Source organism: Chitinophaga sp. CCNWYY40 (assembly GCF_037483205.1).
Lineage (GTDB): Bacteria > Bacteroidota > Bacteroidia > Chitinophagales > Chitinophagaceae > Chitinophaga > Chitinophaga ginsengisegetis.
Genome location: NZ_JBBHLF010000003.1, coordinates 876,497 through 901,041 on the forward strand (window position 1 = coordinate 876,497; position 24,545 = coordinate 901,041).

A 24,545-nucleotide genomic window follows, 5' to 3' on the forward strand; every position below is an offset into this window, starting at 1 on the left:
TGTGAATTACAAATGATCAATGTGAATCCTCCGGGATGCTGCTACTCCAGCCTGATGCTGGAAACAGGAGCGCCTGCGGGCACCATAGGGAATACGTTATCTTCTTTTTCCACTACTACTTCCAGCAGATAAGCACCCTTGTGCGCCAGCATTTCATCAATAGCGGCGGATATATCTTCCCTTGCTGTTACTTTTTTGCCGGGGATATAAAATCCTTTGGCAACCTGTACAAAGTCGGGATTGACCATTTCAGTGGAGGAATAGCGCCTGTCGAAAAACAGTTGCTGCCATTGTCTTACCATTCCCAGGAAGTTATTGTTCAGGATCACTATTTTCACACCAATCTGCGACTGGTGAATAGTGCCCAGTTCCTGTAATGTCATCTGGAAGCAACCATCGCCGATAATAGCGACTACTTCTTTTTCAGGCGTACCGGTTTTGGCGCCCATTGCTGCCGGCAGCGAAAAGCCCATCGTACCCATTCCACCGGAGGTGACATTGGTATTGGGATTTTTAAAGCGGTAGTAGCGGGAAGCTACCATCTGGTGCTGACCAACATCTGTTACCAGTACTGCTTCGCCTTTGGTTTTTTCTGAGATCAGGCGGATTACTTCTGCCATTTTCAGTTCACCTTCCTGCGGGTAAAGCTCAGCATGCTGTACTTTATCATATTCTTTTTTATCAGCGGCGCGGAATTCTTCCAGCCAGGCTGCATGCTCTGCAGGGTTTACCTGTTTGATCAATGCTGCCAGGGCTGGCTTTGCATCTGCGTGAACGGCTACATCAGCTTTGATGATCTTGTTGATCTCTGCTGCATCGATTTCGATGTGTATAACTTTCGCGTTGGGAACATAAGTGCCTACGTCGCCGGTTACACGGTCATCGAAGCGCATGCCCACTGCGATTACTACATCGGCTTCGCCGGTGAGCATATTGGGACCATAGTTACCATGCATTCCCAGCATACCTACATACAGCGGGTGATCTACCGGTACGGCAGACAGGCCCAGTAAAGTAGATCCGATCGGGATAGCGGCTTTTTCGGCCAGTGCGATCAGTTCTTTTTCCGCACCTGATAACAGTACGCCATGACCACAGAGGATGAATGGCTTCTTTGCACCGTTGATCAGCGCTGCTGCTGCGGTTACCGCATCCTGGTTCAATTCAGGAATAGGACGGTAACTGCGGATATATTCACATTTCTTGTACTCGTATTCAAATTCCCCGAACTGTGCATTTTTGGTGATATCCACCAGTACAGGGCCGGGACGGCCGCTGCGGGCAATGTAAAATGCTTTGGCCATTGCGCCGGGGATATCTTCCGGACGGGTCACCTGTATATTCCACTTGGTGATAGGCATGGTAATGCCGATCACGTCTGTTTCCTGAAATGCATCGGTTCCTAACAGGGCAGCGGCTACCTGGCCGGTTACGCATACCATTGGGGTACTGTCCATATAAGCATCCGCCAGACCTGTAACCAGGTTGGTAGCGCCCGGACCGGACGTAGCAAAAGCTACACCTACCTTACCGGAGCTGCGTGCATAACCTTGTGCAGCATGAGTGGCACCCTGTTCGTGCCGGACGAGTATGTGATGGACCTGATCCTGGAAATCGTAAAGGGCATCATAAATAGGCATGATCGCCCCGCCGGGATATCCGAAAATAGTGTCCACCCCTTCTTCGATCAGGGAACGGATCACAGCCTCGGAACCTGTAATCACAGGCTTTGCAGCTAATTGTTTATCTGCTATCTCAGGCTTCATCGGTAACACATCCTTCTGTTGCATTTTTTACAAGTTTTGCGTACTTAAATAAGATTCCATTGGTCACTCTCAATGCGGGTTGTTTCCACGCTGCCCGGCGTGCGGTCAGTTCTTCATCACTGATTTCCACATTGATAAAATTCTTCGTTGCGTCTATTTCGATGATATCGTTGTCTTGTACGAGTGCGATATTTCCCCCTTCAAAAGCTTCCGGGGTAATATGGCCTACCACAAATCCGTGGGTACCACCGGAGAAACGGCCATCGGTGATGAGGGCTACGCTTTTACCCAGTCCCACGCCCATGATGGCGCTGGTGGGTTTCAGCATTTCCGGCATACCGGGAGCGCCTTTCGGGCCTACCTGGCGGATAACGACCACATCCCCTTCTTTCACTTTACCGGAGGTGATACCTGCGATCAGTTCAAATTCGCCGTCGAATACACGGGCGGGGCCTCTGAAGCGTTCGCCTTCCTTACCGGTGATCTTGGCTACGGAGCCTTCTGTAGCGAGGTTACCGTAGAGGATCTGGATGTGGGCGGTTTGTTTCAGTGGTTTTTCCAGCGGCACAATGATATCCTGTGTGCTGAAATCTATGTCTGCCACGTCTTCCAGGTTTTCGGCGATTGTTTTACCGGTAACGGTCATACAATGGCCGTGGAGATATCCTTTTTTCAGGAGATATTTCATTACCAGTGGAACGCCGCCAATGTTGTGGAGGTCTTCCATGAGGTATTTACCACTTGGTTTCAGGTCGGCGATCAGCGGTGTTTTGTCGCTGATGCGCTGAAAATCTTCCAGCCTGATAGAGATGCCTACTGACTTCGCAATGGCGATAAAGTGCAGTACGGCGTTGGTGCTGCCACCCAGGGCCATGATGATGGTGAGGGCGTTTTCAAACGCCTCTTTGGTCATGATGTCCTTAGGTTTAATATCTTTTTCAAGGAGCAGGCGGATGTATTTACCGGCAGCGATACATTCATCTTTTTTGTCCTGGCTCAATGCGGGGTTGGATGAGCTGTACGGGAGACTCATACCGAGTGCTTCAATAGCGGAAGACATGGTATTAGCAGTGTACATACCGCCACAGGCGCCGGCGCCGGGGCAGGAATTCTGTACAATGCCTTTAAAATCGCCTTCATCCAGTTTGCCGGCCATTTTCTGACCTAATGCTTCAAATGCTGAGATGATGTTAAGATCCTGGCCTTTATATTTTCCGGGTGCGATGGTACCGCCGTAAACCATGATAGAGGGGCGGTTGAGGCGACCCATAGCCATCAGGGAACCGGGCATGTTCTTATCGCAGCCGGGTACGGTGATCAGGGCGTCGTAATACTGCGCTCCTGCAACGGTTTCAATGGAATCTGCAATCAGATCACGGCTAACGAGGGAGTAGCGCATCCCCGGCGTACCATTGCTCATACCGTCACTGACGCCAATAGTATGGAAAATGAGTCCGACCAGATCATTTGCCCAGACGCCTTTTTTCACGTCTTTCGCCAGATCATTCAGGTGCATATTGCAGGTGTTGCCATCGTAGCCCATGCTGACGATACCCACCTGTGCTTTTTTCAGATCTTCTTCTGTTAAACCAATTCCATACAATTGTGCCTGCGCAGCTGGTTGCGTAGGGTCTTGCGTGATCGTCTTGCTGTATTTATTTAATTCCATTGCTTTTTGTTATTACCCCGATTACAGGTGTTTATAGGTACCCTATTTTAAAAACTCTCCACAAATTACCCGGTGTCGTCGTCAAATTCAAACCAACTTATTCCAATTTACCGGTCTTCAAATCTGCCTTTTTAACTTCAAAACCCTTTACTGCAAAGGATTGTAAGTTTTTCGATTTACAACCTTCAAAGGGTTTTAACTGTCAGCTGTTAGCATTTAGCGAATGCTAACAGCTAACAGCCAACGGTTATGCTAATTGAGCTTCGCGCTGAAATGATTTTTCCAGCACTTTAGCTTTGTAAGCCTGTTGGAGTAATTTTCCGAGTGACTGTGCCCAGGGTTTGCTGAAAGACTGACCGTCCAGGGAGTCGATACCGATGATTTCTGCTGCGGTACCGCAGAAAAACGCTGCTTCGGCTTCTTTTAATTCCGGGATGGTGAATAATTTCTGTTCCAGTGGGATATTCAGTTCCTGGCAAAGTTCGATAACAGTGGCGCGGGTGATGCCTGGGAGGATGTTACCGGCGGGAGGAGTGTATATTTTGCCGTCTTTTTCAAAGAAGATGTTAGCACCGGGGCCTTCTGCAACGTAACCATTCATATCCAGCAGCAGCGCTTCATCGTAACCTTTTTCTTTTGCTTCCTGCGAGGCCAGTATGGAGTTTACATAAAGACCGGCCGATTTGGATTCTATTTTAAATGCTTTCGGATTTGGTCGTTCGTAGGAGGAAGTCATTACGCGCAACAGCTTTTCTCCCAGGTAAGCTCCCCATTCCCACGCGCAGATCAGGATGTGCGACTCTGCGGCGGCTTTCAGCGTCATATTTGGCGGACAGAAAACCAGCGGCCGGATATACGCTTCTTCCATGTTGTTCATCTCCAGTACTTTATAACAAGCGGCGATCAGCTCTTCGTTATCAAATTTGTAAGGGATGTGGATCAGTTCACAGGAGCGCTTCAGGCGGTCGAAGTGTTCTTTTGCTTTAAAGATCTTCACTTCGCCGTTTGCGGTTTTGTAGGCGCGGATGCCTTCAAAAACAGCATAACCGTAGTGGAGCGACTGGCCATACAGGTCAGTTGTAGCAGCATTTGCTTTGGTGTACTCACCATTGATGTAAAGAAAGGTGTTGTCGTTGTAATAGCTATACATAAAATTGAAATTATACCAGGAATATACAGTCCAAAAAAAAGCCTCCCTCTTTGCGGAGGAAGGCGTTATATTTTGTGATTATATGCACGTTTACCTATCCTCCATACTGGTGGCTAATAATGACAACGACGATAATCACGACCTTCGTGATAGCCCAGTTGAGCTGAGGTACGATGTGATTAAGTTTTATATTGTCTTTATTTACCCACATGGAGGTGCTTATTTTCTTTAGCGTTTCTACAAAAGTATTCGTGAAAAAAATAAAAAACAACAACACACCCAATATTTAGTAAAAAATTAATCACATTAAGGGTTTTTGAAAATATTTAAAAAAAGAAGGCAATAGTTACGCATTTTCTAAACAAATCGTATGATCCTTATAAATTAATCTACCAGTTTTGTGTACAAAAGACGCGGAAATTGTCTTTTCCAGGATTAAACTGATTACACTGATTACCTTGATTGGACTTTTTGGATTTTAAAGGATTTGGGGAGATATGAGCGATATCCGCTTACATCTCCCCAAATCCTTTAAAATCCAAAGTGATCAAATCCTTAAATCAGCATAATCAGTTTAATCCTGGAAAAGACAACCTCCGCAAAAAAAAATCCCGGTGCAGGAAGCACCGGGATAAAATGATTTCATTTCATTTACTGTTCACGTTCTAAAAAATGATTTCATTTACTGTTCACTTGTTACGTTGACATGCAGGCATTTGTCGATGATATCCTGCAGTACTGTTTCTTTTTCCATGAGCCGCTGCAGTAAAACCAGCTGATTTTTTGCGCGGTCGTAATTGTGTGCCGGATACTTGATGGGATAATATACATCACCGTTCAGATAATCGGTGAGGAAGCGTATCCCCTGCATGTAGATCATAAACTTCCCGGCAAAGAACAGTTGTTCTTTTTCTACTTTTGTCAAAGTACCGCCAATCTCTGCGAGATACCCCTGCATAAGGGCTTCGTAGTATTCTTCGCGGATAACGATCTGGCTGAAATCCCTTTCTTCTTCAGACACGGGGCAAACATAAGTGCGTACCATGTCACCGAGGTCTGAGATGATTTTTCCGGGCATCAGGGTATCCAGGTCACATACACAAATACCTTCATAAGTATCCTTGTTGAGCAATACGTTATTGATTTTGGTATCGTGGTGCATCAGATGGTCCCTGAATTCAGGATTTGTTTTCAGCTGTTCATACGTTACTGCGATGTCAGAATAGCGGAGGAAATCTTCAATCATCTCTTCTGCTGCAACTTTCCGGTCTTCCTTTGCCGTTCGGATAGCCTCCTGGAAGGCGCTGTACCGAAGGGTCAGGTTGTGAAAGTTTGGAATCGAAGCTTTAAACGGCTTCAGGTCAATTCCCGAAAGGTAACTGGCGAGGCGGCCAAATTGTTTGGCTGCTTCATACGCCTGCTTTGGGTTGTCGGCCTGGTCTACCGTTACGGAATCCGCAATAAAAGGGATCAATCTCCAGTATTCGTTGTCAATTACAAAGAGCTCTTCCCCGTTAACCGTGGGGATCGGCGTAATAAACAGATAGCCGGGATGATGAACTGCCAGATAATCCGCTGCCATTCTCTGGTTGGCGGCGATAACTCCTGGTTCCTTAAACACGTTTACATTGATCTTTTGTAAAACGTATCTACTGCCGTCCTGCTTTTTTTCTAACAAAAAAGTGTTGTTGATGTGTCCTGATCCAAATTTTCGGACATTTAATCCTTCAGGCTCAAGTCCAAAAGCCTGAAGGATCTTTTTGTTGGGTTTTATTTCCATAAATTGTCTGGATATTCTCCATTCTCAACCAGCGCCGACAAGCTGGCCTGCACGCCCGGTGCATCTTCTTTGTAAGTAACGCCAAACCATTTTGCGCTGGTTGGGATTACTTTTACCTGGCCAATACCACGGCGGGTAAATTCATCGGCTACAATCGTAATAAAGAACTCCGATTTAGGATTGCTGCTGTTTTTTTCCAGGAATTCACTGAAAAGGCCCTGGCTCAGTTCAAATACGCTCGGATGAAATCCCCAGAAGTTCATGGATACCGGCGTATTGGCTGGTAACGGATGTTTGCTGCCATCTGCTTCTTCATAAACGATCTGGTTGTTTTCAGCGTATATCTTGGTCCTTTCGTTGATAGCCGCCAGGTTACCGTCTGCGCTTACTTCGCATACACCGCGGGATACAGAACCGTGCTCACTGATAGTTTTGCCCAGTTCATAACCTACTACGCTGTATACATCAGGTTTGCAGTCGTTGTTCAGGAAAGCCGCCATTTTAACGAAAGCATCGGTACCATAGAAATCATCTGCATTGATCACTGCAAATGGCTCATTGATAGCGTTTTTGGCGCAAAGAACGGCGTGGGCAGTACCCCACGGCTTAGTCCTTTCGGCCGGCACCGCATGATCTCCTAAAAAAGCATCCATTTCCTGGTATACAAAATCAACAGCCACGCGGCCTTTGAGCTTTGGTTCAAAGATTTCCTTGAACTCAGCCGCAAAATTCTCGCGGATGATGAACACTATTTTTCCAAAACCGGCGCTGATAGCGTCGTAAATAGAGTAGTCAACGATAGTTTCACCGCTGGGGCCAAATTGCTGGATTTGCTTTAAACTTCCGTAGCGGCTGGCCATACCGGCCGCCAAAATCAATAAAGTCGGTTGCATTTTTCTGATATTAGTTTTATAAGTGTCAACTATTTACCTAAAAATATCGGCGCTAAATTTAATCATTAAAACTATTTTCACACTTTCTTTTTGTAGTAACACCCTTTTTTAAAGATTAATTAAACTGAACAATGAAGAGATTATTAGTGCTGGTAGCCTTTGCCATGCAGCTTCTTACGGCTGCCCATGCGCAACAGAAAACAAATCCGGATGACATCAAAGAAAAAATGCAGTGGTTCTCCGATGCCAAACTGGGCATTTTTATTCACTGGGGCATCTATTCCGTCAAAGGAATCGATGAATCCTGGTCGTTCCACAACAAAAAAATATCCTACCCCGATTACATGCAGCAGCTGAAAGGCTTTACTGCAAATAATTACAACCCGCAGGCATGGGCCGACCTCATCAAAGAATCCGGCGCCCGCTATGCGGTAATGACCACCAAACACCACGATGGCGTGGCGCTGTGGGACAGCAAATACAGTAAACTGGATGTTGCTAACAGTACGCCGGCGAAAAGAGACGTGCTCACCCCGTTCTACGCGGCTTTGCGGCGCGATAGTATCAAATGTGGTGCCTATTTCTCCCTGATCGACTGGAGCCACAACGATTATCCGCAGTTTCTGAAAGACAGCAACCGCTACGAAATCAAAGCCCAGCCCGAAAGATGGCAACGCTTCCTCAAATATTATGAAGGACAAATGGCCGAAGTAATGACGAAGTTCAACCCGGACCTGTGGTGGTTTGACGGCGACTGGGAACACTCCGCCGAAGAATGGGAAGCACCCAAAATGCGACAAATGCTCACCTCCCATAATCCCAACACCATTATCAACGGACGCCTCCAGGGTTACGGCGACTATGAAACCCCGGAACAGAACTTCCCCGTGTCGCGCCCGAAGTACCACTGGTGGGAGCTTTGCATGACCATCAACAACAATTGGGGATGGCAGCCACAAGACAACAACTGGAAAACACCCTTCGAAATTATCACCATCTTCGTGGATGCCGTGAGCAATGGCGGTAACCTCCTGCTTGATATAGGCCCCAAAGCCGATGGCAGCATTCCTGAAGAAGAAGTACATATGCTGAAAGAACTCGGCGCCTGGAACAAACGCAACGGCGAAGCGGTGTTCAATACCATCGGTGGTATTCCGCAGGGACACTTCTATGGCCCCACCACCCTCTCCAAAGATTCCAGCACCCTCTACCTGTTCCTGCCTGCTAAAACCAGCGGCCAGGTAATGGTGAAGGGCCTCTCCAATAAAATTGAAAGCATCACCGTACTGGGTAACAACAGCCAGCTGACCCACAAGGTAGTTGGCAAAATTTCCTGGAGCCCTGTACCCGGACTGGTATTTATAGACGTACCGGAAAATGTACACGATAAATACATCACGGTGCTGAAAGTGAAGCTGGATAAGGCTGTGAAGCTGTACAGAGGCCAGGGCGGTTTCCTCACCAACGATTAATAAGCGATTTTGATTTTATATTTGGGGAGATGAGAGCTGCCGTATGCTTTCATCTCCCTGATCTTTTTATCGCCTTATCACTTAACCGCTGCATGATTTCTTACAACAACATTACCCTCGAATCTTTTCAAACCACCTGGCTGCCGGAGCATATCCACGCTGCCATGCTGCGTTTGGATAAAATTCACCCGGAGGTATCAGGCAATAAGTGGTTTAAGCTGAAATACAACATTGCGGCGGCTAAGGCCCATAACAACACCGGCATCCTTACCTATGGCGGCGCTTACTCCAATCATATTGCAGCCACCGCGCTGGCCTGCAGGGAGGCTGCTTTACCCTGCACAGGTATTATCCGGGGGGAAGAACATAACGGCCAGTTGAATCATACGCTTCAAACCGCGGAAAACAATGGCATGAAGCTCGTTTTCGTTAGCCGGGAGGATTATCGCAATGATAAAGGCGGCGAAACTGTATATCCCGGTTATCATGTTGTTCCTGAAGGCGGTCACAACGCCCTGGGCGCCAAAGGCTGTGAAGAGATCCTTTCCATCTTCCCCACAACAAACTATACACATATCCTCTGTGCAGTAGGCACAGGCACTACGCTTGCTGGCCTCATCAACAGTGCCGCACCGCATCAGCAGGTAATTGGCATTCCTGTGCTGAAAGGCGCGCAGTACCTTGAAAAAGAAGTTACTGATCTATTGCATCCCAATAATACCACCCGCTGGCAGTTATTATACGAACACCACGGTGGAGGCTATGCAAAGAAATCACCGGCACTTATAGATTTTATCAATACTATTTACAAAGAAACAGGCATCCCGACAGATATTATTTACACCGGCAAACTGGTAATGGCCTTTCGTGATCTGGTCCAGCAGGGCTACTTTCCGGCCAACAGCAACATATTGCTGATACACAGCGGTGGCCTCCAGGGCAATCTTTCCCTCTCTCCCGGCGTTCTATCCTTTTAAAAACTGTTCATTATATTTGAACGGTAGTGTATTTTTGCCAACTTTAAGAGCTCACGGAATAATCAGTATGAAGCAGATTGTGCGTATAACATTTGTTATTGGAATTTTTTTATTGACCGGATTTGCAGGAAAGGCTCAGACACAGGAGTTTGTGCCACCTGTGCTGCCTAATTTTACCGCTTCTATTAAAACCGGTAGAATACAACTGGACTGGATCTCCGGCTTCACACAGGTAAAAGAAATTGGTGTACAGCGCTCGCTCGACAGCGTGCTGAACTTTAATACCATTGGTTACGCCAGCTATCCTACTCAAACAAGGAACGCCTATCTCGATAATAAACCGTTACCGGGCAGCAACTATTACCGTCTCTTTATCTTATTCACCAACGGACGCTTCATGTACAGCAAAACCATACTGGCCTTGTCCGACAGCACTATCCGCGCGGATCAGAAATTACAGTATGCCGATATCATGGATGCTTCAAGAGGACTGAGAGGCAAAGAACAGGAAAACAGGGAGCCGGAAAGAGCCTCCTGGCATCCCTCCAACTACATCTACACTACCGCCGATGGTAATATCAACATAAAACTGCCGGATGCTCCACAAAAGAAATACTCCGTTAAGTTTTATGAAGCCAACGGCACCTTCCTTTTTGATATAGACCAGGTAAAAGGCCCTTCCCTCATTTTAGAGAAAGCCATTTTCATGCATGCCGGGTGGTTCAACTTCGAAATATTCGAGGATGGGAAATTAAAGGAGAAATGGAACCTGTTTATTCCACTGAACTATAAAATGTAACACTACACCATTTCAGCGTTGAACACTTCGCCGAAATGTTTGCTCAGCTTAGCTTTTACTTCTTCCAGGCTTACCGGCTTTCCCACTTCTTTATCGAGTGAGGCTACCTGCTTGTCGGCAATGCCACAGGCGATGATGTTATTGAAGTAATCCATAAGGGTATTCACATTCAGCGCAAAGCCATGCATGGTTACCCAGCGGCTGCAACGTACGCCCATGGCGCATATTTTACGGGCCTTCGTTTTATCGTGCGGATCCAGCCATACGCCGGTTTCCCCGGAAGAACGGTCGCCGGTTACGCCATACTCCGCCAACGTGCGGATGATCACCTCTTCCAGGCAGCGCAGGTATTTGCCAATATCTGTAAAGAAATTTTCGAGATCCAGGATAGGATAACCCACCACCTGGCCGGGACCATGAAACGTAATATCTCCGCCACGGTTGGTAGGCACAAAGCCTATCCCCTGCTCCTGCAGCTCCTGTTGGGAGATCAGCAGGTTTTCCATATGACCGCTTTTACCAATGGTATACACGGGAGGATGTTCGCAAAACAAGAGGTAGTTGGTAGTAGCCTTTGGCAACTGATCGGCCACCCTGGTTTTCAACTGCACATTTTCCTTCAGCAACTGCTCCTGGTAATCCCAGGCAGCCTGGTAGTCTATCACGCCGAGGTCTTTTACTACAATCTTCTGCTTTACTTTGTCCATGATCATATTGGTCTTTTTCAGCTGCGCAAAGGTACGCCAAATCGCTGTGATACGGAACATTTGCCCACAGGGCTGCTAAACTGCCAACTAAGCTTTACCTTTGCAAAAAATTATATTGATGGCTGAAGAATTGCTGGAACTGGAAGATGAGCTGGAAAACGGGGATGGCAGCGAGGAATTATATGAAAAGATTAATATGGTGGTCGACAAAGGTCAGGACCCTATCCGTATTGATAAATTCCTTACTAACCGCATAGAAGGCGCCACCCGCAATAAGATCCAACAGGCCCTGGATGGTGAACTGGTATTGGTGAACGATAAACCCGTGAAGGCCAATTACAAGATCCGGCCGCTGGACAGGATCGTTGTGTTTTCCAACCGGAACCCGGAAAATACCGATATCATTCCACAAGAACTACCGCTGAATATTGTATTTGAAGACGACGATATTATGATCATCGACAAACCCGCCGGCCTGGTAGTACATCCCGGCTGCGGCAACCGCGATGGTACACTGGTAAACGGCCTCTCGTGGTACCTGGGCGATAAAACCCAGGCTACAGAGCCGGAAATTCCCCGTTTCGGGCTGGTACACCGCATCGATAAAAATACCAGCGGGTTGCTGGTCATCGCCAAATCCGAGAAAGCGATGAACGACCTGGCCAAACAATTCTTTGATCACACCGTACATCGCCGCTACATTGCGCTGGTGTGGGGCGATTTTGAAGAAGACGAAGGCACGGTGGTAGCCCACGTAGGCCGCCATCAACGCTTACGTAAGATCATGGACGCATATCCCGATGGTGAATACGGCAAAGAAGCTATCACCCACTACCGCGTACTGGAAAGGTTTAATTATGTAACCATGATTGAATGCCGCCTCGAAACCGGCCGCACCCACCAGATCCGCGTACACATGCAGCATATCGGCCACTCCCTGTTTAATGATGAAACCTATGGTGGTAACCGCATCGTTAAAGGAACCGTATACACGAAGTACAAACAGTTTGTGGAAAACTGCTTTACTATCATGCCCCGTCATGCCCTGCATGCACAACAGCTGGGCTTCATACATCCCCGCACCCGCGAGCAGATGTACTTTGAAAGCAACTTACCTTCCGACTTTACGGCCGTACTGGAAAAATGGAAAAGATACATCGCGGCCAGGCCACTGAAAGAGGATGAAGAATAACTTACACCCGGTTTTAGCGGGGAATTGTCTCCGCTAAAATCATCTTCTCACAAAAATCATATTTATTATTACAAATATTCTACATGTTTAGGTTATCTTAGCGGCAATTACCCATGTCATTGCATGAGAGACCAAATATCTGTTTTCTGTCGATTCTTATTCCTTATGCCGGTTTTACTGGTGTGCTGCCTGCTTAGCAACAAAGCCGGCGCCCAGAATACCCCTTTTGCGGTATCCTCTACCTGTGTAAACGATACTTCTTTTTTCCTGATCATCAATCCCGCCGGTGTTGACTCTGTAAAATGGTTTTTTAATGATCCCCCTTCGGGAGATAAAGATTCTTCCAGGAGCATGCGGGCGTATCATATTTATACCAGTACCGGCACTTACACCGATACCCTTATCGCCTGGCGCAATGGTGTTCCGGATACCACCATACAACCCGTTACCATCGTTACGCCTGTGATCTTTGACCTCGGCGACCAGGACATCACCCTGTGTGAAGGCGGCACCATGACTTTGCAGGCGCCCATCATTCCCGGCGCTACGTACCTGTGGCAGGACAGCTCCACAGGCAGCAGCATCCTTGTGGATACTTCCGCTACCTATAAAGTAAAAATAAACGGCTGCCCGAACCCCGACTCGGTGAATGTTTTTTATACACCCATCCCGGAAATTGATCTTGGCAAAGACCTCATATTATGTACCGGCGAACATATTGCGCTGGATGCTACCGCGCAAAACTGTACATATCTCTGGAGTACCGGTAATACAGAACCTACACAGGATGTTTATACCTCCGGTACTTATCACGTAGACGTATATCCGAAAGGATGCCCCACTGTGTCGGACGATATTACCATTACTTTCACCGGTGCCCCATATCCTTTTTCACTGGGACCGGATACTCTGCTGTGTCCCGGGGAAACGATCCGCGTGGCACCGGCCATCCCGGAGGCCACCAAATGGGAATGGAGTACCGGCGCTACTACGCCATCGGTGACCATCCGCAACACCACTAACCTGTGGGCGCTGGTGGAAATCAACAACACCTGCAGCGTGGTAGATACCATCTTCATCAATTATAACCGGTTAAAAAAACTGGATCTCGGCAACGATACCAGCATCTGTAAAGGCAACTTCCTGGTGCTTACCGCCGATTTCGGCAACGGACAATATCTCTGGCAGGATGGCTCCGACCAGGCCACCTACTATGTAACCAAGCCCGGCTTCTATTATGTGCATGCACAAATAGGCCGCTGCGAATCGATGGACAGCATCTCCGTAAAATTTGAAGATACCCTGCGGGTAAACCTCGGCCCGGATACGCTGCTCTGCAGAAACGAAGTATACCAGCTGCGCGCCACCGGCGCTGGTGGCGGCACTTACAAGTGGCAGGACAGTACCAGCACACCTATGTACACTGTTACCAGGCCCGGGTTTTATGCAATGGTGGCTACCAATAGCTGCGGAACATCTGTTGATTCAGTAGAAGTAAAATATCATGATTGCGAATGCCAGCTGTACTTCCCCACAGCCTTTTCACCTAACGGAGATGGACGAAATGATTATTTCCGGCCGGTATACCGGTGTCCCATATACGATTATACGCTCAGCATCTACAACCGCTGGGGAGAACGGATCTTTTATACTACCGATCCGCAGGTGGGCTGGAACGGCCGTGTGAACGGCACTTTAGCAGATATCGCCACTTATGTGTGGATAGTGGATTATAAAGAAGTGATCACCCGGTTTGCCGTGCATAAAACCGGCACTATTACTTTGGTGAACTAACGGTTACTGCGCGCCCGTAAAATTCAGGAACTTAGCGGCAAACACGGCTGTCTCCCTTTTTTTGAAGGGCACATTCCAGGTGCCGTTATAGGTAACCAGCGCAGGGATCAGGAGGCCATTATATTTGGTCATCTGCACATTCATCTTCACATTAAAATCAAACAACATCGTTTTGTAAGACAGGGCATATTTACGGCCAACGATCTCAAAGTTCTCTTTATTAAACCAGGTGATCAGCTCGTCGATTACCACGTCTGCCCTGTCGATGCGGCTCAGGCCGGGCTTTGTTCTGGCAGTAAACACATAGCAGGAGGTGCCGTCCACATAGTTTTCGGCAGTGATGGAAAAATCGTAGTACCGCATTACCTCGCTGTTGAAGATGGCTACTTTGGGCCCTACGATGGGCACACCACGGATAGGTTTCCCGGGGTTAAAGATCAGTTGTTTCAGCTGCGCCTTATGCCGGGCGAGGCTGCCGCTGGAGCGGTCGGGATCTTCCCCTGATTCATCGGTGCACACGGTGCCTTTGGTAAAGAAGAGGTTAGCGTATAATTCGGCTGTATAATAATTATAATTTCCTTTGCGGGTATAGAAGTCGCCGGTTACTTTTTCGTTAGAAACCTGCATGGTGCGGCATTTCCCTTTCATTTCCTGGTGGGTTTGATTATACAGGGAAGCCTGTACCTGGGCCTTTTTGCCAAGTACCTGGATATCGTTGATGGCATCAAAGCCTACGATATGCAGGTTTTTGAATGCGCGGTAAAAGGTGGTGTCATCTTCCACCCTTTTAATAAAGCTGTTAACGTCGAAGCCTATACGCTTTGCGGCTACAATAACTTCATCCAGGTTAACCGTCATTCCTTTATAGCGGGCTGTGTCCTGAGCGTTGAGTTGCAAACATTGTAACAGGCTGAGGGCAATGGTTCCGGCTATACTTTTCCAAAAATGTGACATAGCTGCAATTTAGTAAAAAAGAGCAAAGTGGATGCCAGGCAAATACTAAAAACAGAAAGCCGTTGCAAGTATCACTTGCAACAGCTTTCTGTTTTTCTTTAAAAGGAGATAGAGAAGACCTATCTCTTTTTATCAACCGGGGATTTTTCCGGCCACATACATTTGTTCCATAGTAGGCTGCAGCGCACCACCTTTTTTCTCCAGTGTAACAGCAAACATTTGTGCTTTGCCGGTTACTTTCATTTTCTGGAGGAGGCTGGCTGTATCACCCATTTCGAACACGCCCATATCAACCGGTTTGCCATCTACGATAGCCCAGAGTTGATACTGTTTGTCGGCAGTTGGTTCTGGCAGTTTGTTAACTTTCAGATACACTTCCTGACTTTGCGGGTTCCAGAATACAGTAGCTAATGCTTCAGGGAACGCTTTGGTACCTGGCATCGGCACTTTCAGAACTTTAGGATCCTGGAGAATATCCAGAGATTCCTGCATTTGTTTGGTCCTGGACAAAATGGAGTTCTGTGATACGAGTAAAGACTGGTATTTGTCTTTGTACTCCTTGAATTCCTTGTACCGGTTAAAGTACACATAATTCAGAATAAGACTTCCCACCAGCAGCACGGCGGCGATGGTGGCAAGCCATTTCCAGGATAGGTTTTTAGTTTCTTGCATGGATACTACTTTTGGTTGTTGCAGGTCTTGATCGGGTACAGGTTAACCCTCCTGCAAATTGGTTTCATTATTGAATTGTGTGAATAAACGTGTTTTTGGATATAGTTTAGATACTTAAATACTAACGGATTTCACAACACGACAAAACGGAACATGATCATCACGCCTTCTGCTTTCACGGATATTTTTCTATAATAGTTATTTCTCTTTGAAAATGGTTAATCGGGGCGCCGGTAAAGGCGATATACTCATTTATGATAAACAAATCCAGCGTTAGTTTGCCAGTTTTGCCGACATGCATACCTGGTCCATACTTGGGTCGGGGCTGCCGCCTTTCTTTTCAAGCGTAATGGCGAAGCCCTGTGCAACCGCTACTGCTTTCATTTGTTGTAACAGTTGTGAGGCATCGGCGCCGGTGAGAAAAACACCTGCATCCACCAGCTTCTTATTCGCAATGGCCCATAGCTGGAATTGTTTACCGGCCGGAGGTACAGGCATCAGTTGCGCCTGGAGGTATACGGCCTGTGTTTTTGCATTCCATCCTACAGATACCAGGTTGCCTGCATATTTGCCGCCACCGGGGATTTTTGTCCATTTAAAATCGGGATTATTCAGGGGGTCCACATCTGTCACTACATTGCCGGGCGTTTCCTTTAAACTGGTCAACGCCTGCTGTTCCTTATCTGCTTCCAGTTTTTCTTTGGTGGCTATCAGCGACTGGTAGCGGCTTTTATAATCAGTGGATTTCCGGAAGAAAAAGAAATTCATGAACACACTGCCCAGCAACAAGACTACGATGGCGGCGGTCAGGTACTTCCAGATCCGGTCATTTGATTTTTTGGCCACTGGCAGCTGTTTTACCGGGGTTTCCCTGGCTGGTTGCTGCGTTTGTTTTTTCTGTTTTCCGTTCAGGGGTGTGGGGATTGGTGCACGCAGTTCATCCGGCAGCAGGTCGTTTCCTTCCTGCGTGTTTTCCTGACGGATAATTTCCACCAGCCGTTCCTTGATGCCGTGAGGAGGTGCTATTGCATACAGCTGCACAAAACGCTCCTTGTCGTGCTGCAATGAATCCACTGCAGCTTTAACGTCGGGGTATTGAGATACGGCCGTTTCTACCTCACCTTGTTCTGCTTCCGGTAACATACCGAATACATAGCTTTCAAGGATTCCGGATGATATGTATCGTTGTACATCCACTATTTCTTATAATTACAATTGTTTTAACAGTGTTCTCAATTGTATGATAGCATTGCGCATGCGGGTTTTCACGGTGCCCAATGGTATTTCAAGGGACCTGGCTATTTCTTCCTGGGTATGTCCCTTGAAGTAAGCCATGTCTATAATAATTCGTTGATCTTTTTGAAGCTTTTCAATCACTTTGGTTAAACCAAGATGGTCCACGGATAAGTGTACCGCCAGCTGTGGTTCATACATCAGTGCCACACTGTTTACATCCTGTACGCGCTGTTCCAGTTTATGATTTTTTGAGCGAAGACTGTCGATTGCTGTGTTGCGGGTAATATTCAGCATCCAGGTAAATAACCTGCCTTTGGAGGCATCATAGCGGTCAATATTCCGCCAGATTTTTACAAATACTTCCTGTAGTACATCTCCCGCTGCGGCTTCTTCTCCTACTACTTTCAGGGCTACGCCATATAAAGCAGGTGAATAATGATCATACAAATAAGTGAATATCTTTTCATCCCTGGCCATAAGACCCTGAATCAATTCAACTTCAGTGTATGTTAAGGTAGCTCCCAAGTTTGAGGATATGGATGTTATACTTTATGATACCAAAATAACAGGTTTTCTTTACATTACAAAATTATTTCCTATTTAGGGAAAGTCATCTTGTAATCTACTCTTATTTTGCCTTTGGTAATGTCTTCGAGCTTACTTTTCAACATTCTGCGCTTTAATGGCTTCAGGTGATCGATGAATAAAACACCGTCGATGTGATCATACTCATGGAGGATTACCCGGGCAGTCACACCCGTGAATGTTCTTTCATGCGGGGTAAAGTTCTCGTCCACATAGCTCAGGGTAACCGTTTCCGCCCTGTTTACATCTTCCCGTACCTTCGGAATACTCAAACATCCTTCATTATATGCCCAGTCTTTCCCGCCGGTTTCCACGATATGTGCGTTGATAAACACTCCTTTCACGCCCTCATCTCCGGGATAATCGTTCTTTTCGTCTTCTTCCAGGTTGTGAATAATCTGCTCACTGTCTACCACAAACAGCCGGATCGCCTTATTTACCTGCGGGGCGGCAATGCCCACGCCGTTGGAACCATACATGGTTTCCCACATATTGGCAATCAATTCCTTCAGGTTAGGATATTCAGGAGTGATGTCTTCTGCTACTTTTCTCAATACCGGGTGACCGTAAGCTACAATTGGCAAAATCATGTTCAAATACTTGGTTTAATCCGCAAAGATAGACAATTTCGGAGTTAAGCGGATGTTGTCTTGCCCCCGATTAGCCTGATTAAGCTGATTTTTTATATGGTATTATATTTTATTACGGAGATATTCCTGCAGTATAATAGTGGCACTGATCTCATCAACGAGGGCCTTATTCCTGCGGTCCATTTTCTTCAGACCGCTGTCGATCATCGTCTGGAAAGCCATTTTGGAGGTAAAACGCTCATCCACCGTTACAACAGGGATATCCGGGAAGTTCTTTTTAATGATACGGATACACTCCGTAACCAGTGCAGTAGCATCTGTTGCGTTGCCATCCAGCCCTTTGGGCTCCCCTATTACAATTGTTTCCACCTGTTCGGCGGCGAAGTATTTTTTCAGGAAAGGGATCAGGTCATGCGTGGCAACGGTGGTAAGCCCGGTGGCAATCATCTGTAAAGGGTCTGTTACGGCCAGTCCCGTTCTCTTTTTTCCGTAATCTATTGCCATCAGGCGGGCCATATCGTATCTTTTAGCAGGGTGTTGGGTTAATGAAAAACGAGCATATCCGTGATCGCAAAAACAGCGAACACCACGCTCGCAATCCCGTTGGTAGTCATAAACATAATATTGATCTTACTAAGATCATCGGGTTTTACCAGCAAATGCTGCGAAACCAGCATCACCACAAAAACAGCAGCTCCTATCCAGTAGATCCAGTGAAAATTGCCGGTTAAGCCGATAGTTACTACCAGCGCCGCCGCTATCACATGGAGTAATTCAGAAAAACGCAGGGCGCCGGAAAGTCCCAGCCACGCCGGGATGGAATTCAGCTGCTGCGATTTATCAAAGTCCTCATCCTGCAGGGAGTAAATAATGTCAAAACCGGATACCCAGCATAGCACCAGCAAAGATACCAGCACCGGTAACAGCGCAAAACTGGCGGTTACTGCCAGGTAAGCGCCAATCGGCGCCAGCGCCAATCCTACACCCAGCACCAGGTGGCAAAGGGCGGTAAAACGCTTGGTGTAGCTATATCCCAGCACCACCAGCAAGGCTACCGGCGACAGGTAAAAGCACACGGGGTTGATAAACCAGGTGGTGAGAATAAATAATACCACATTGGCTATAATAAAAAACAAGGCATTTTTGGGAGATATGATACCGGCTGGTATTTCCCTTTTAGCCGTACGTGGATTGAGCTTGTCGATATCCACATCCAGCCACCGGTTAAACGCCATCGCCGCACTGCGTGCAAACACCATACACAGCACTACCAGCGCAAATGTAACCCAGTTAAGACCGCCGCCTCCTTTGGTGATAGCCATAAAAAAGCCGGTGAGGGCAAAAGGCATGGCAAAGATCGTGTGACTGAACTTTACCAGCGATAAATACTTGTTGACCGTAGAAATCATATAATTAGTCCTTTAAGCCTTCTTCAATTTTACAAAGATATCCCAAACCACAATACCGGTACTCACAGAAATATTTAAGGAATGCTTCATGCCCAGCTGCGGAATTTCAATACAACCATCCACCAGCTTCATTACTTCCCCGTCTACCCCGCTCACTTCATTCCCAAAAACCAGCGCCAGCGGCTGATCCGCAGGTGGTACAAAACTGTTCAGCATATAACTGTTCACCGCCTGCTCAATGGCCATCACCCGGTATCCGGCTGTTTTCAGCTCCTGTACAGCACTCACCGTGGTATCAAAATACTGCCACTCCACCGTTTCGGTAGCGCCCAACGCCGTTTTATTGATATCGCGGTGCGGCGGCACCGGCGTATAGCCACAAAGAATGATTCCCTGTACAAGGAATGCATCCGCTGTACGGAACACTGACCCCACATTGTGCATGCTGCGTATATTATCCAGTACCAGTACAATAGGCGTTTTATCGGCAGCCTTGAACTCTTCCACCGTTTTACGGCCCAGTTCATCCATGCTTAATTTTCTCATCACCTGCAAAGATAATAGGATGGGATGAGTTTTATATATTTGCGGCATGGCAAAAAGTAAAACGGAAGAAACACCGCTCATGCAGCAACATAAGGCCATCAAGGACAGATACCCTGATGCCGTACTGTTGTTCCGTGTTGGCGATTTTTATGAAACGTTTAATGAGGATGCAGTTATAGCCGCCCGGGTACTGGGCATTGTTTTAACCAAAAGGGCCAACGGGTCCGCCTCTTATGTTGACCTGGCAGGATTTCCCCACCACTCGTTAGATACTTATCTTCATAAACTGGTAAAAGCAGGTCACCGGGTGGCCGTGTGCGACCAGCTGGAAGATCCCAAAACAGTAAAAGGCATTGTTAAACGCGGCGTCACCGAAATGGTCACACCCGGCGTAGCCATCAACGATAAGCTGCTGGAAAACTCCAGCAATAACTTCCTGGCGGCTGTTCATTTTGGTACAGACACCACCGGCGTATCTTTTCTCGATATTTCCACCGGCGAATTTTTTATTGCAGAAGGCAGTACGGAATATGTGGATAAACTCCTCCAGAGCTTCCGCCCGGCAGAAGTACTGTTCGCCAAACAACAACAGAAAAATTTCAAAGCTACTTTCGGCACCCGTTTCTACACCTATACTATGGATGAGTGGATATTTACCACCACCTATGCGGAAGAAATACTGCTGAAACATTTCCAGACCCATTCCCTGAAAGGATATGGTGTGGAAGGCCTGCCGTCCGCTATTATCGCTGCCGGCGCCACCCTTCACTACCTGAAAGATACCGAGCATCCCAACCTCCAGCATATCACCCGCATGCAGCGCATCAGCCAGGACGACTTCCTCTGGATGGACCGCTTCACCGTGCGCAACCTGGAATTGCTCAACAGCAGCGTGGAAAACGGGCATACCCTCCTGAAAGTACTGGACAATACGGTAACCCCGATGGGCGCACGCCTGCTCAAACGCTGGATGGTATTCCCCCTCCGCGATATCAAAGCCATCAACGAAAGGCTGGATACCGTTGAATACTTTATCAAAGAAACCGATCTCTCCAAGTCACTCGTACATCACCTGAAACAAACCGGCGACCTGGAAAGACTGGTATCCAAAATACCGCTGAAGAAAATAAATCCACGCGAAGTATTACAACTAGCCCGCTCCCTGCAACAGGTACAGGCGGTACAGGCACTCCTGGAAAACAGCAGCAGCGACTACCTCCGGCGGCTAAACGAAAAACTGGATCCCTGCGTTCCTTTACTGGACCGTATTCTTAACGAAATCATGGAAAACCCGCCGGTACTGGTAAACAAAGGCGGCTGCATCAAAGAAGGCGTAAACGCTGAACTGGATGACCTCCGGAACATCGCCAACAAAGGGAAAGACTATCTCCTGCAAATCCAGCAGAAAGAATCAGAAGCCACCGGTATTCCTTCCCTGAAAATAGCTTTCAACAACGTATTCGGCTATTACCTGGAAGTAACCAACACCCACAAAAACAAAGTGCCTGACCGTTGGATGCGCAAGCAAACACTGGCCAACGCAGAACGATATATCACTCCCGAACTGAAAGAGTACGAGGAAAAGATTGTAGGAGCAGAAGATAAGATCCAGGTGCTGGAAAGCAAACTGTTCGACGACCTGGTGCAAAGTCTCCAGGCATTTATTAAACCGGTACAGGAAGATGCACAGGTGTTTGCGCGGATCGACTGCCTCCTGTGTTTTGCTCACAACGCCCTGCAATACAAATACCGCCGCCCGAATATCACGGAAGGCTTCGACCTTTTGATCAAAGAAGGCCGTCACCCGGTGATTGAAAGGGGGCTACCTGCGGGTGATACCTACGTTTCCAACGACCTGCAACTCGATAAGGAATCCCAACAGATCATTATTCTTACGGGCCCCAACATGTCCGGTAAATCGGCCCTGCTGCGGCAAACGGCGCTCATCACCCTGATGTCGCACATGGGTAGCTTTGTACCTGCCACCAGCGCTGATATTGGTCTTACTGATAAAATATTTACCCGTGTAGGCGCTTCCGATAACCTGAGCGGCGGGGAATCTACCTTTATGGTGGAAATGAACGAAACAGCCAGCATCATCAACAGCATTACAGCGCGCAGCCTCGTAATACTGGATGAAATAGGCCGCGGTACCAGCACTTACGATGGTATCTCCATCGCCTGGAGCATCGTGGAATACCTCCACGACATGACCACACACCGCCCTAAAACGCTGTTTGCCACCCACTATCATGAACTGAATGAACTGGAAAACAAACACGCGCGGGTAAAGAACTTCCATATCACCAACATGGAATCGGGGAATAAAATTATCTTCCTGCGTAAACTGGCGCCCGGTGGAAGTCGCCACAGCTTTGGTATTCACGTGGCCCGCATGGCCGGCATGCCGCCAGAGCTGATCAACAGAGCCAATGAAGTGCTGGCCAATCTCGAAGAAAAACATATCGATGCACCACTGCAGAAAAATATAAAACAGATCAGCACGCCGTCTCAGAAGCTACAGCTGAATATATTTGATGCACATAGTGATGTGTTCCAGCAGATCCGGGAGAAACTGGATACCGTGGATATTAACCGGTTAACACCGGTAGAAGCATTGCTGAAGCTGAGTGAGATTAAGAATATGATCGGGTAGGTTGCTGATCATCGTTATAACATAAAAAAAACGTCCCGGAAAGTCCGGGACGTTTTTTTATTATAATTGTTCACTGGTCCTGGTCCTTAACGAACGTCCCAGAAAATTTTGATGTTGGCTTTGTCTTTTGCAGCAACTTTTGCGTAGTTGTCTGGATTGTACACCTGCTCAGTAGAAGGATACAACAAACGCTCAGGCGGAACGGTAGAACCGGAAGTAGATGCCAGTGGGAAAGGCAGCTTCGGATAACCAGTACGTCTTATCTCTGTCCATGCTTCGCCAGCCTGAAGGATAAAGAAGTTCACCCATTTCTGCGTCCAGATCTTTGCCAGTTTCTGCTGGGTGGTACCTGTATAGGCAATAGCCGGCATAGTCAGGAAGCTATTAACAGCCGAATCAGTAGGCGTTGGTATTACAGGCCAGCTTTGATCCGCACGGTATACCACTGCTTTATTAAGGCCATAATAAAATTCTATCGACTGTTTAAGACCATTGGTATAATCGGTAAGAGGTGATCCTATACCCCATCTTTCACCTGCTTCTGCTTTCAGGAAGCTCACTTCTGAAGCTGTAAAAATAACTCCAGGTACGTTGTAGTTATTGAAGAAAGTTGCAGAGTCGTAAGTAGCATAACCTGCAGCTTCATAAGCAGCGGCAGTACCGTTAGCCGGGAAGCCTTTCAGACCATGTGTAGTACCTTTATCCCAGTATACTTCTGTCCGGGGATCGTCATTCGTTGCCATTACTGTATCCAGGAGGAAAGCAGGAGCAAAAGGACTTCCTGTTAAAGCGCTAAATATATCGCTTTTCAGTGACGGAGGACTCATCTGAATAGTTGCGTTTTCCAGGTTGGAGCTGATTAACGGATATTTCACCGGGTTATTCAGCATAGTCGTCACTTCCGTTTTCGCGCTTGCTTCTTTCACAAACGAAGTACGCATTAATAAACGCAAACGCAGTGAGTTGGTATAACGTCTCCAGGCATTCACATCCCCTTTCAGCATAATATCCGCTTTACTTAAGCTGGCTTTGGCTACATTAGAGAGCTGGACTGTTTCAAAATAAGTATTCAGGCTGTTGAGTCCGGAGATCAGCGTATCATAAATAGCAGCAGCATCTTCAAAAGCAGCAGGATCTACATTACGGTCAGGCGTATTCAATGAACCTGCCTGGCCAAAAGGAATATCACCCCAGAGATCCACCATCTGGCTGGTCTGGTCAAATAAAATTACTTTGGCGCAATTCAGGAATACCAGTTGGTCTGCCTGTTCCTCCGGTGTCAGTTTTCCGAAAGTAGTTTGCATTTCCCTGAAGTTAGCCATGATACCAGGTCCAACGTAGTTAAAGTCATTGTCGTCACTTTTGGACCCTGCATAAAAGTCTACCCAGCGGTTTTCAGTGTAAGACAAAGAAGGTACATACATCTTTGTACCTGGCTGTAATGCCGTAGTCTGCGAGAAGCTGGCTGTAGTGGGCAATATAAAAGTGGCATAATCCCAGTACGATGGACGCATACGCTTATTGATGAACATACCGCTGAGCAGTTTGCTCATAGAGCCGGTCTGACTTAACTCCGGGTTAGCGTAATCGTCTGCAATCTGTTTCTTACATGCGCTGAAAGAAGCAACAAGTAAGATAAGAAGTGAAGTGTTTATTAAAAGACGTTTCATTTCAATTTGTTAAGTTCGTTTACAAAAT

The 24,545-nt window shown here is 47.2% G+C and carries 21 protein-coding genes; 6 read left to right on the forward strand and 15 right to left on the reverse strand.

Translation table 11 applies throughout. The annotated features are described in order from the left end of the window. Positions 1-41: 41 nt before the first annotated feature. The 5 genes from ilvB to V7S65_RS14045 all read right to left on the reverse strand — a co-directional run bounded on the left by ilvB (position 42) and on the right by V7S65_RS14045 (position 7,258). Positions 42-1,790: a biosynthetic-type acetolactate synthase large subunit gene (gene ilvB / locus V7S65_RS14025; RefSeq protein WP_235015942.1), complete on the reverse strand. Its 1,749-nt coding sequence runs from the start codon at positions 1,788-1,790 to the stop codon at positions 42-44. Next, complete coding sequence (ilvD, locus tag V7S65_RS14030) at positions 1,756-3,435, reverse strand: dihydroxy-acid dehydratase (RefSeq protein ID WP_336386742.1); 1,680 nt, start codon at positions 3,433-3,435, stop codon at positions 1,756-1,758. Before ilvD ends, ilvB begins: the two co-directional genes overlap by 35 nt. Positions 3,436-3,682: 247 nt before the next feature. Beyond that, positions 3,683-4,585: a branched-chain amino acid transaminase gene (locus V7S65_RS14035; protein WP_079470490.1), complete on the reverse strand. Its 903-nt coding sequence runs from the start codon at positions 4,583-4,585 to the stop codon at positions 3,683-3,685. Positions 4,586-5,267: 682 nt separating this feature from the next. Continuing rightward, a complete protein-coding gene (locus V7S65_RS14040; protein WP_336386741.1) occupies positions 5,268-6,365 on the reverse strand; it encodes a phosphotransferase enzyme family protein in 1,098 nt (365 codons plus the stop codon). Next, a complete protein-coding gene (locus V7S65_RS14045) occupies positions 6,356-7,258 on the reverse strand; it encodes a sugar phosphate nucleotidyltransferase (RefSeq protein WP_079470493.1) in 903 nt (300 codons plus the stop codon). The genes V7S65_RS14040 and V7S65_RS14045 overlap by 10 nt, the downstream gene beginning before the upstream one ends. 131 nt (positions 7,259-7,389) lie before the next feature. Here V7S65_RS14045 and V7S65_RS14050 point away from each other — a divergent pair, with 131 nt between their 5' ends. From V7S65_RS14050 to V7S65_RS14060, 3 genes are all read left to right on the forward strand, one after another. Beyond that, entirely contained in the window at positions 7,390-8,730 is a 1,341-nt protein-coding gene (locus tag V7S65_RS14050) for an alpha-L-fucosidase (protein WP_079470494.1), read from the forward strand. A 29-nt stretch (positions 8,731-8,759) separates the two neighbouring features. After that, complete coding sequence (locus V7S65_RS14055) at positions 8,760-9,707, forward strand: 1-aminocyclopropane-1-carboxylate deaminase/D-cysteine desulfhydrase (RefSeq protein WP_336386740.1); 948 nt, start codon at positions 8,760-8,762, stop codon at positions 9,705-9,707. 67 nt (positions 9,708-9,774) lie between these two features. Then, complete coding sequence (locus V7S65_RS14060) at positions 9,775-10,506, forward strand: hypothetical protein (RefSeq protein ID WP_079470496.1); 732 nt, start codon at positions 9,775-9,777, stop codon at positions 10,504-10,506. Between the two features lie 2 nt (positions 10,507-10,508). Here V7S65_RS14060 and lipB read toward each other — a convergent pair whose 3' ends face one another. Next, positions 10,509-11,273 carry a lipoyl(octanoyl) transferase LipB gene (lipB, locus tag V7S65_RS14065; protein ID WP_339545901.1) on the reverse strand — a complete coding sequence of 255 codons (765 nt, stop codon included), beginning with the start codon at positions 11,271-11,273 and terminating at the stop codon, positions 10,509-10,511. 58 nt (positions 11,274-11,331) lie between these two features. Here lipB and V7S65_RS14070 point away from each other — a divergent pair, with 58 nt between their 5' ends. Both V7S65_RS14070 and V7S65_RS14075 read left to right on the forward strand, forming a co-directional pair. Next, positions 11,332-12,405 (forward strand): RluA family pseudouridine synthase, encoded by a 1,074-nt coding sequence (locus tag V7S65_RS14070; protein ID WP_336386738.1) that lies wholly within the window; start codon positions 11,332-11,334, stop codon positions 12,403-12,405. 165 nt (positions 12,406-12,570) lie between these two features. After that, entirely contained in the window at positions 12,571-14,199 is a 1,629-nt protein-coding gene (locus V7S65_RS14075) for a gliding motility-associated C-terminal domain-containing protein (RefSeq protein WP_168771317.1), read from the forward strand. Between the two features lie 3 nt (positions 14,200-14,202). Here the strand turns inward: V7S65_RS14075 and V7S65_RS14080 are convergent, their stop codons facing one another. From V7S65_RS14080 to V7S65_RS14115, 8 genes are all read right to left on the reverse strand, one after another. Beyond that, positions 14,203-15,153, reverse strand: coding sequence for a hypothetical protein (locus V7S65_RS14080; RefSeq protein ID WP_111577739.1), 951 nt, complete (start codon positions 15,151-15,153; stop codon positions 14,203-14,205). Positions 15,154-15,285: 132 nt separating this feature from the next. After that, complete coding sequence (locus V7S65_RS14085) at positions 15,286-15,825, reverse strand: anti-sigma factor (protein ID WP_111577740.1); 540 nt, start codon at positions 15,823-15,825, stop codon at positions 15,286-15,288. Between the two features lie 273 nt (positions 15,826-16,098). Further along, on the reverse strand, positions 16,099-16,968 hold the full coding sequence (locus V7S65_RS14090; RefSeq protein ID WP_336386737.1) for an anti-sigma factor: 870 nt from the start codon (positions 16,966-16,968) through the stop codon (positions 16,099-16,101). Positions 16,969-17,034: 66 nt separating this feature from the next. Further along, entirely contained in the window at positions 17,035-17,538 is a 504-nt protein-coding gene (locus V7S65_RS14095) for an RNA polymerase sigma factor (protein ID WP_079470502.1), read from the reverse strand. Between the two features lie 119 nt (positions 17,539-17,657). Further along, on the reverse strand, positions 17,658-18,236 hold the full coding sequence (def, locus tag V7S65_RS14100; RefSeq protein WP_079470503.1) for a peptide deformylase: 579 nt from the start codon (positions 18,234-18,236) through the stop codon (positions 17,658-17,660). 102 nt (positions 18,237-18,338) lie between these two features. Continuing rightward, positions 18,339-18,752: a Holliday junction resolvase RuvX gene (ruvX, locus tag V7S65_RS14105; protein ID WP_079470504.1), complete on the reverse strand. Its 414-nt coding sequence runs from the start codon at positions 18,750-18,752 to the stop codon at positions 18,339-18,341. A gap of 26 nt (positions 18,753-18,778) precedes the next feature. After that, positions 18,779-19,645, reverse strand: coding sequence for a UbiA-like polyprenyltransferase (locus tag V7S65_RS14110; protein WP_079470505.1), 867 nt, complete (start codon positions 19,643-19,645; stop codon positions 18,779-18,781). A 12-nt stretch (positions 19,646-19,657) separates the two neighbouring features. After that, entirely contained in the window at positions 19,658-20,191 is a 534-nt protein-coding gene (locus V7S65_RS14115) for an RNA methyltransferase (protein ID WP_235015944.1), read from the reverse strand. Between the two features lie 46 nt (positions 20,192-20,237). On the opposite strand from V7S65_RS14115, the gene mutS reads away from it, so the two are divergent. Continuing rightward, positions 20,238-22,847 carry a DNA mismatch repair protein MutS gene (gene mutS, locus V7S65_RS14120; protein ID WP_111577742.1) on the forward strand — a complete coding sequence of 870 codons (2,610 nt, stop codon included), beginning with the start codon at positions 20,238-20,240 and terminating at the stop codon, positions 22,845-22,847. An 86-nt stretch (positions 22,848-22,933) separates the two neighbouring features. On the opposite strand, the gene V7S65_RS14125 is transcribed toward mutS, so the two are convergent. Next, entirely contained in the window at positions 22,934-24,517 is a 1,584-nt protein-coding gene (locus V7S65_RS14125) for a SusD/RagB family nutrient-binding outer membrane lipoprotein (protein ID WP_336386735.1), read from the reverse strand. Positions 24,518-24,545 lie beyond the last annotated feature (28 nt).

Bases quoted from the DNA above. Each gene is read 5' to 3' on its own strand.
- ilvB (WP_235015942.1), bottom strand. From the start codon at position 1,790: ATGCAACAGAAGGATGTGTTACCGATGAAGCCTGAGATAGCAGATAAA.
- ilvD (WP_336386742.1), bottom strand. From the start codon at position 3,435: ATGGAATTAAATAAATACAGCAAGACGATCACGCAAGACCCTACGCAA.
- V7S65_RS14035 (WP_079470490.1), bottom strand. From the start codon at position 4,585: ATGTATAGCTATTACAACGACAACACCTTTCTTTACATCAATGGTGAG.
- V7S65_RS14040 (WP_336386741.1), bottom strand. From the start codon at position 6,365: ATGGAAATAAAACCCAACAAAAAGATCCTTCAGGCTTTTGGACTTGAG.
- V7S65_RS14045 (WP_079470493.1), bottom strand. From the start codon at position 7,258: ATGCAACCGACTTTATTGATTTTGGCGGCCGGTATGGCCAGCCGCTAC.
- V7S65_RS14050 (WP_079470494.1), top strand. From the start codon at position 7,390: ATGAAGAGATTATTAGTGCTGGTAGCCTTTGCCATGCAGCTTCTTACG.
- V7S65_RS14055 (WP_336386740.1), top strand. From the start codon at position 8,760: ATGAGAGCTGCCGTATGCTTTCATCTCCCTGATCTTTTTATCGCCTTA.
- V7S65_RS14060 (WP_079470496.1), top strand. From the start codon at position 9,775: ATGAAGCAGATTGTGCGTATAACATTTGTTATTGGAATTTTTTTATTG.
- lipB (WP_339545901.1), bottom strand. From the start codon at position 11,273: ATGTTCCGTATCACAGCGATTTGGCGTACCTTTGCGCAGCTGAAAAAG.
- V7S65_RS14070 (WP_336386738.1), top strand. From the start codon at position 11,332: ATGGCTGAAGAATTGCTGGAACTGGAAGATGAGCTGGAAAACGGGGAT.
- V7S65_RS14075 (WP_168771317.1), top strand. From the start codon at position 12,571: ATGCCGGTTTTACTGGTGTGCTGCCTGCTTAGCAACAAAGCCGGCGCC.
- V7S65_RS14080 (WP_111577739.1), bottom strand. From the start codon at position 15,153: ATGTCACATTTTTGGAAAAGTATAGCCGGAACCATTGCCCTCAGCCTG.
- V7S65_RS14085 (WP_111577740.1), bottom strand. From the start codon at position 15,825: ATGCAAGAAACTAAAAACCTATCCTGGAAATGGCTTGCCACCATCGCC.
- V7S65_RS14090 (WP_336386737.1), bottom strand. From the start codon at position 16,968: ATGTTACCGGAAGCAGAACAAGGTGAGGTAGAAACGGCCGTATCTCAA.
- V7S65_RS14095 (WP_079470502.1), bottom strand. From the start codon at position 17,538: ATGGCCAGGGATGAAAAGATATTCACTTATTTGTATGATCATTATTCA.
- def (WP_079470503.1), bottom strand. From the start codon at position 18,236: ATGATTTTGCCAATTGTAGCTTACGGTCACCCGGTATTGAGAAAAGTA.
- ruvX (WP_079470504.1), bottom strand. From the start codon at position 18,752: ATGGCCCGCCTGATGGCAATAGATTACGGAAAAAAGAGAACGGGACTG.
- V7S65_RS14110 (WP_079470505.1), bottom strand. From the start codon at position 19,645: ATGATTTCTACGGTCAACAAGTATTTATCGCTGGTAAAGTTCAGTCAC.
- V7S65_RS14115 (WP_235015944.1), bottom strand. From the start codon at position 20,191: ATGAGAAAATTAAGCATGGATGAACTGGGCCGTAAAACGGTGGAAGAG.
- mutS (WP_111577742.1), top strand. From the start codon at position 20,238: ATGGCAAAAAGTAAAACGGAAGAAACACCGCTCATGCAGCAACATAAG.
- V7S65_RS14125 (WP_336386735.1), bottom strand. From the start codon at position 24,517: ATGAAACGTCTTTTAATAAACACTTCACTTCTTATCTTACTTGTTGCT.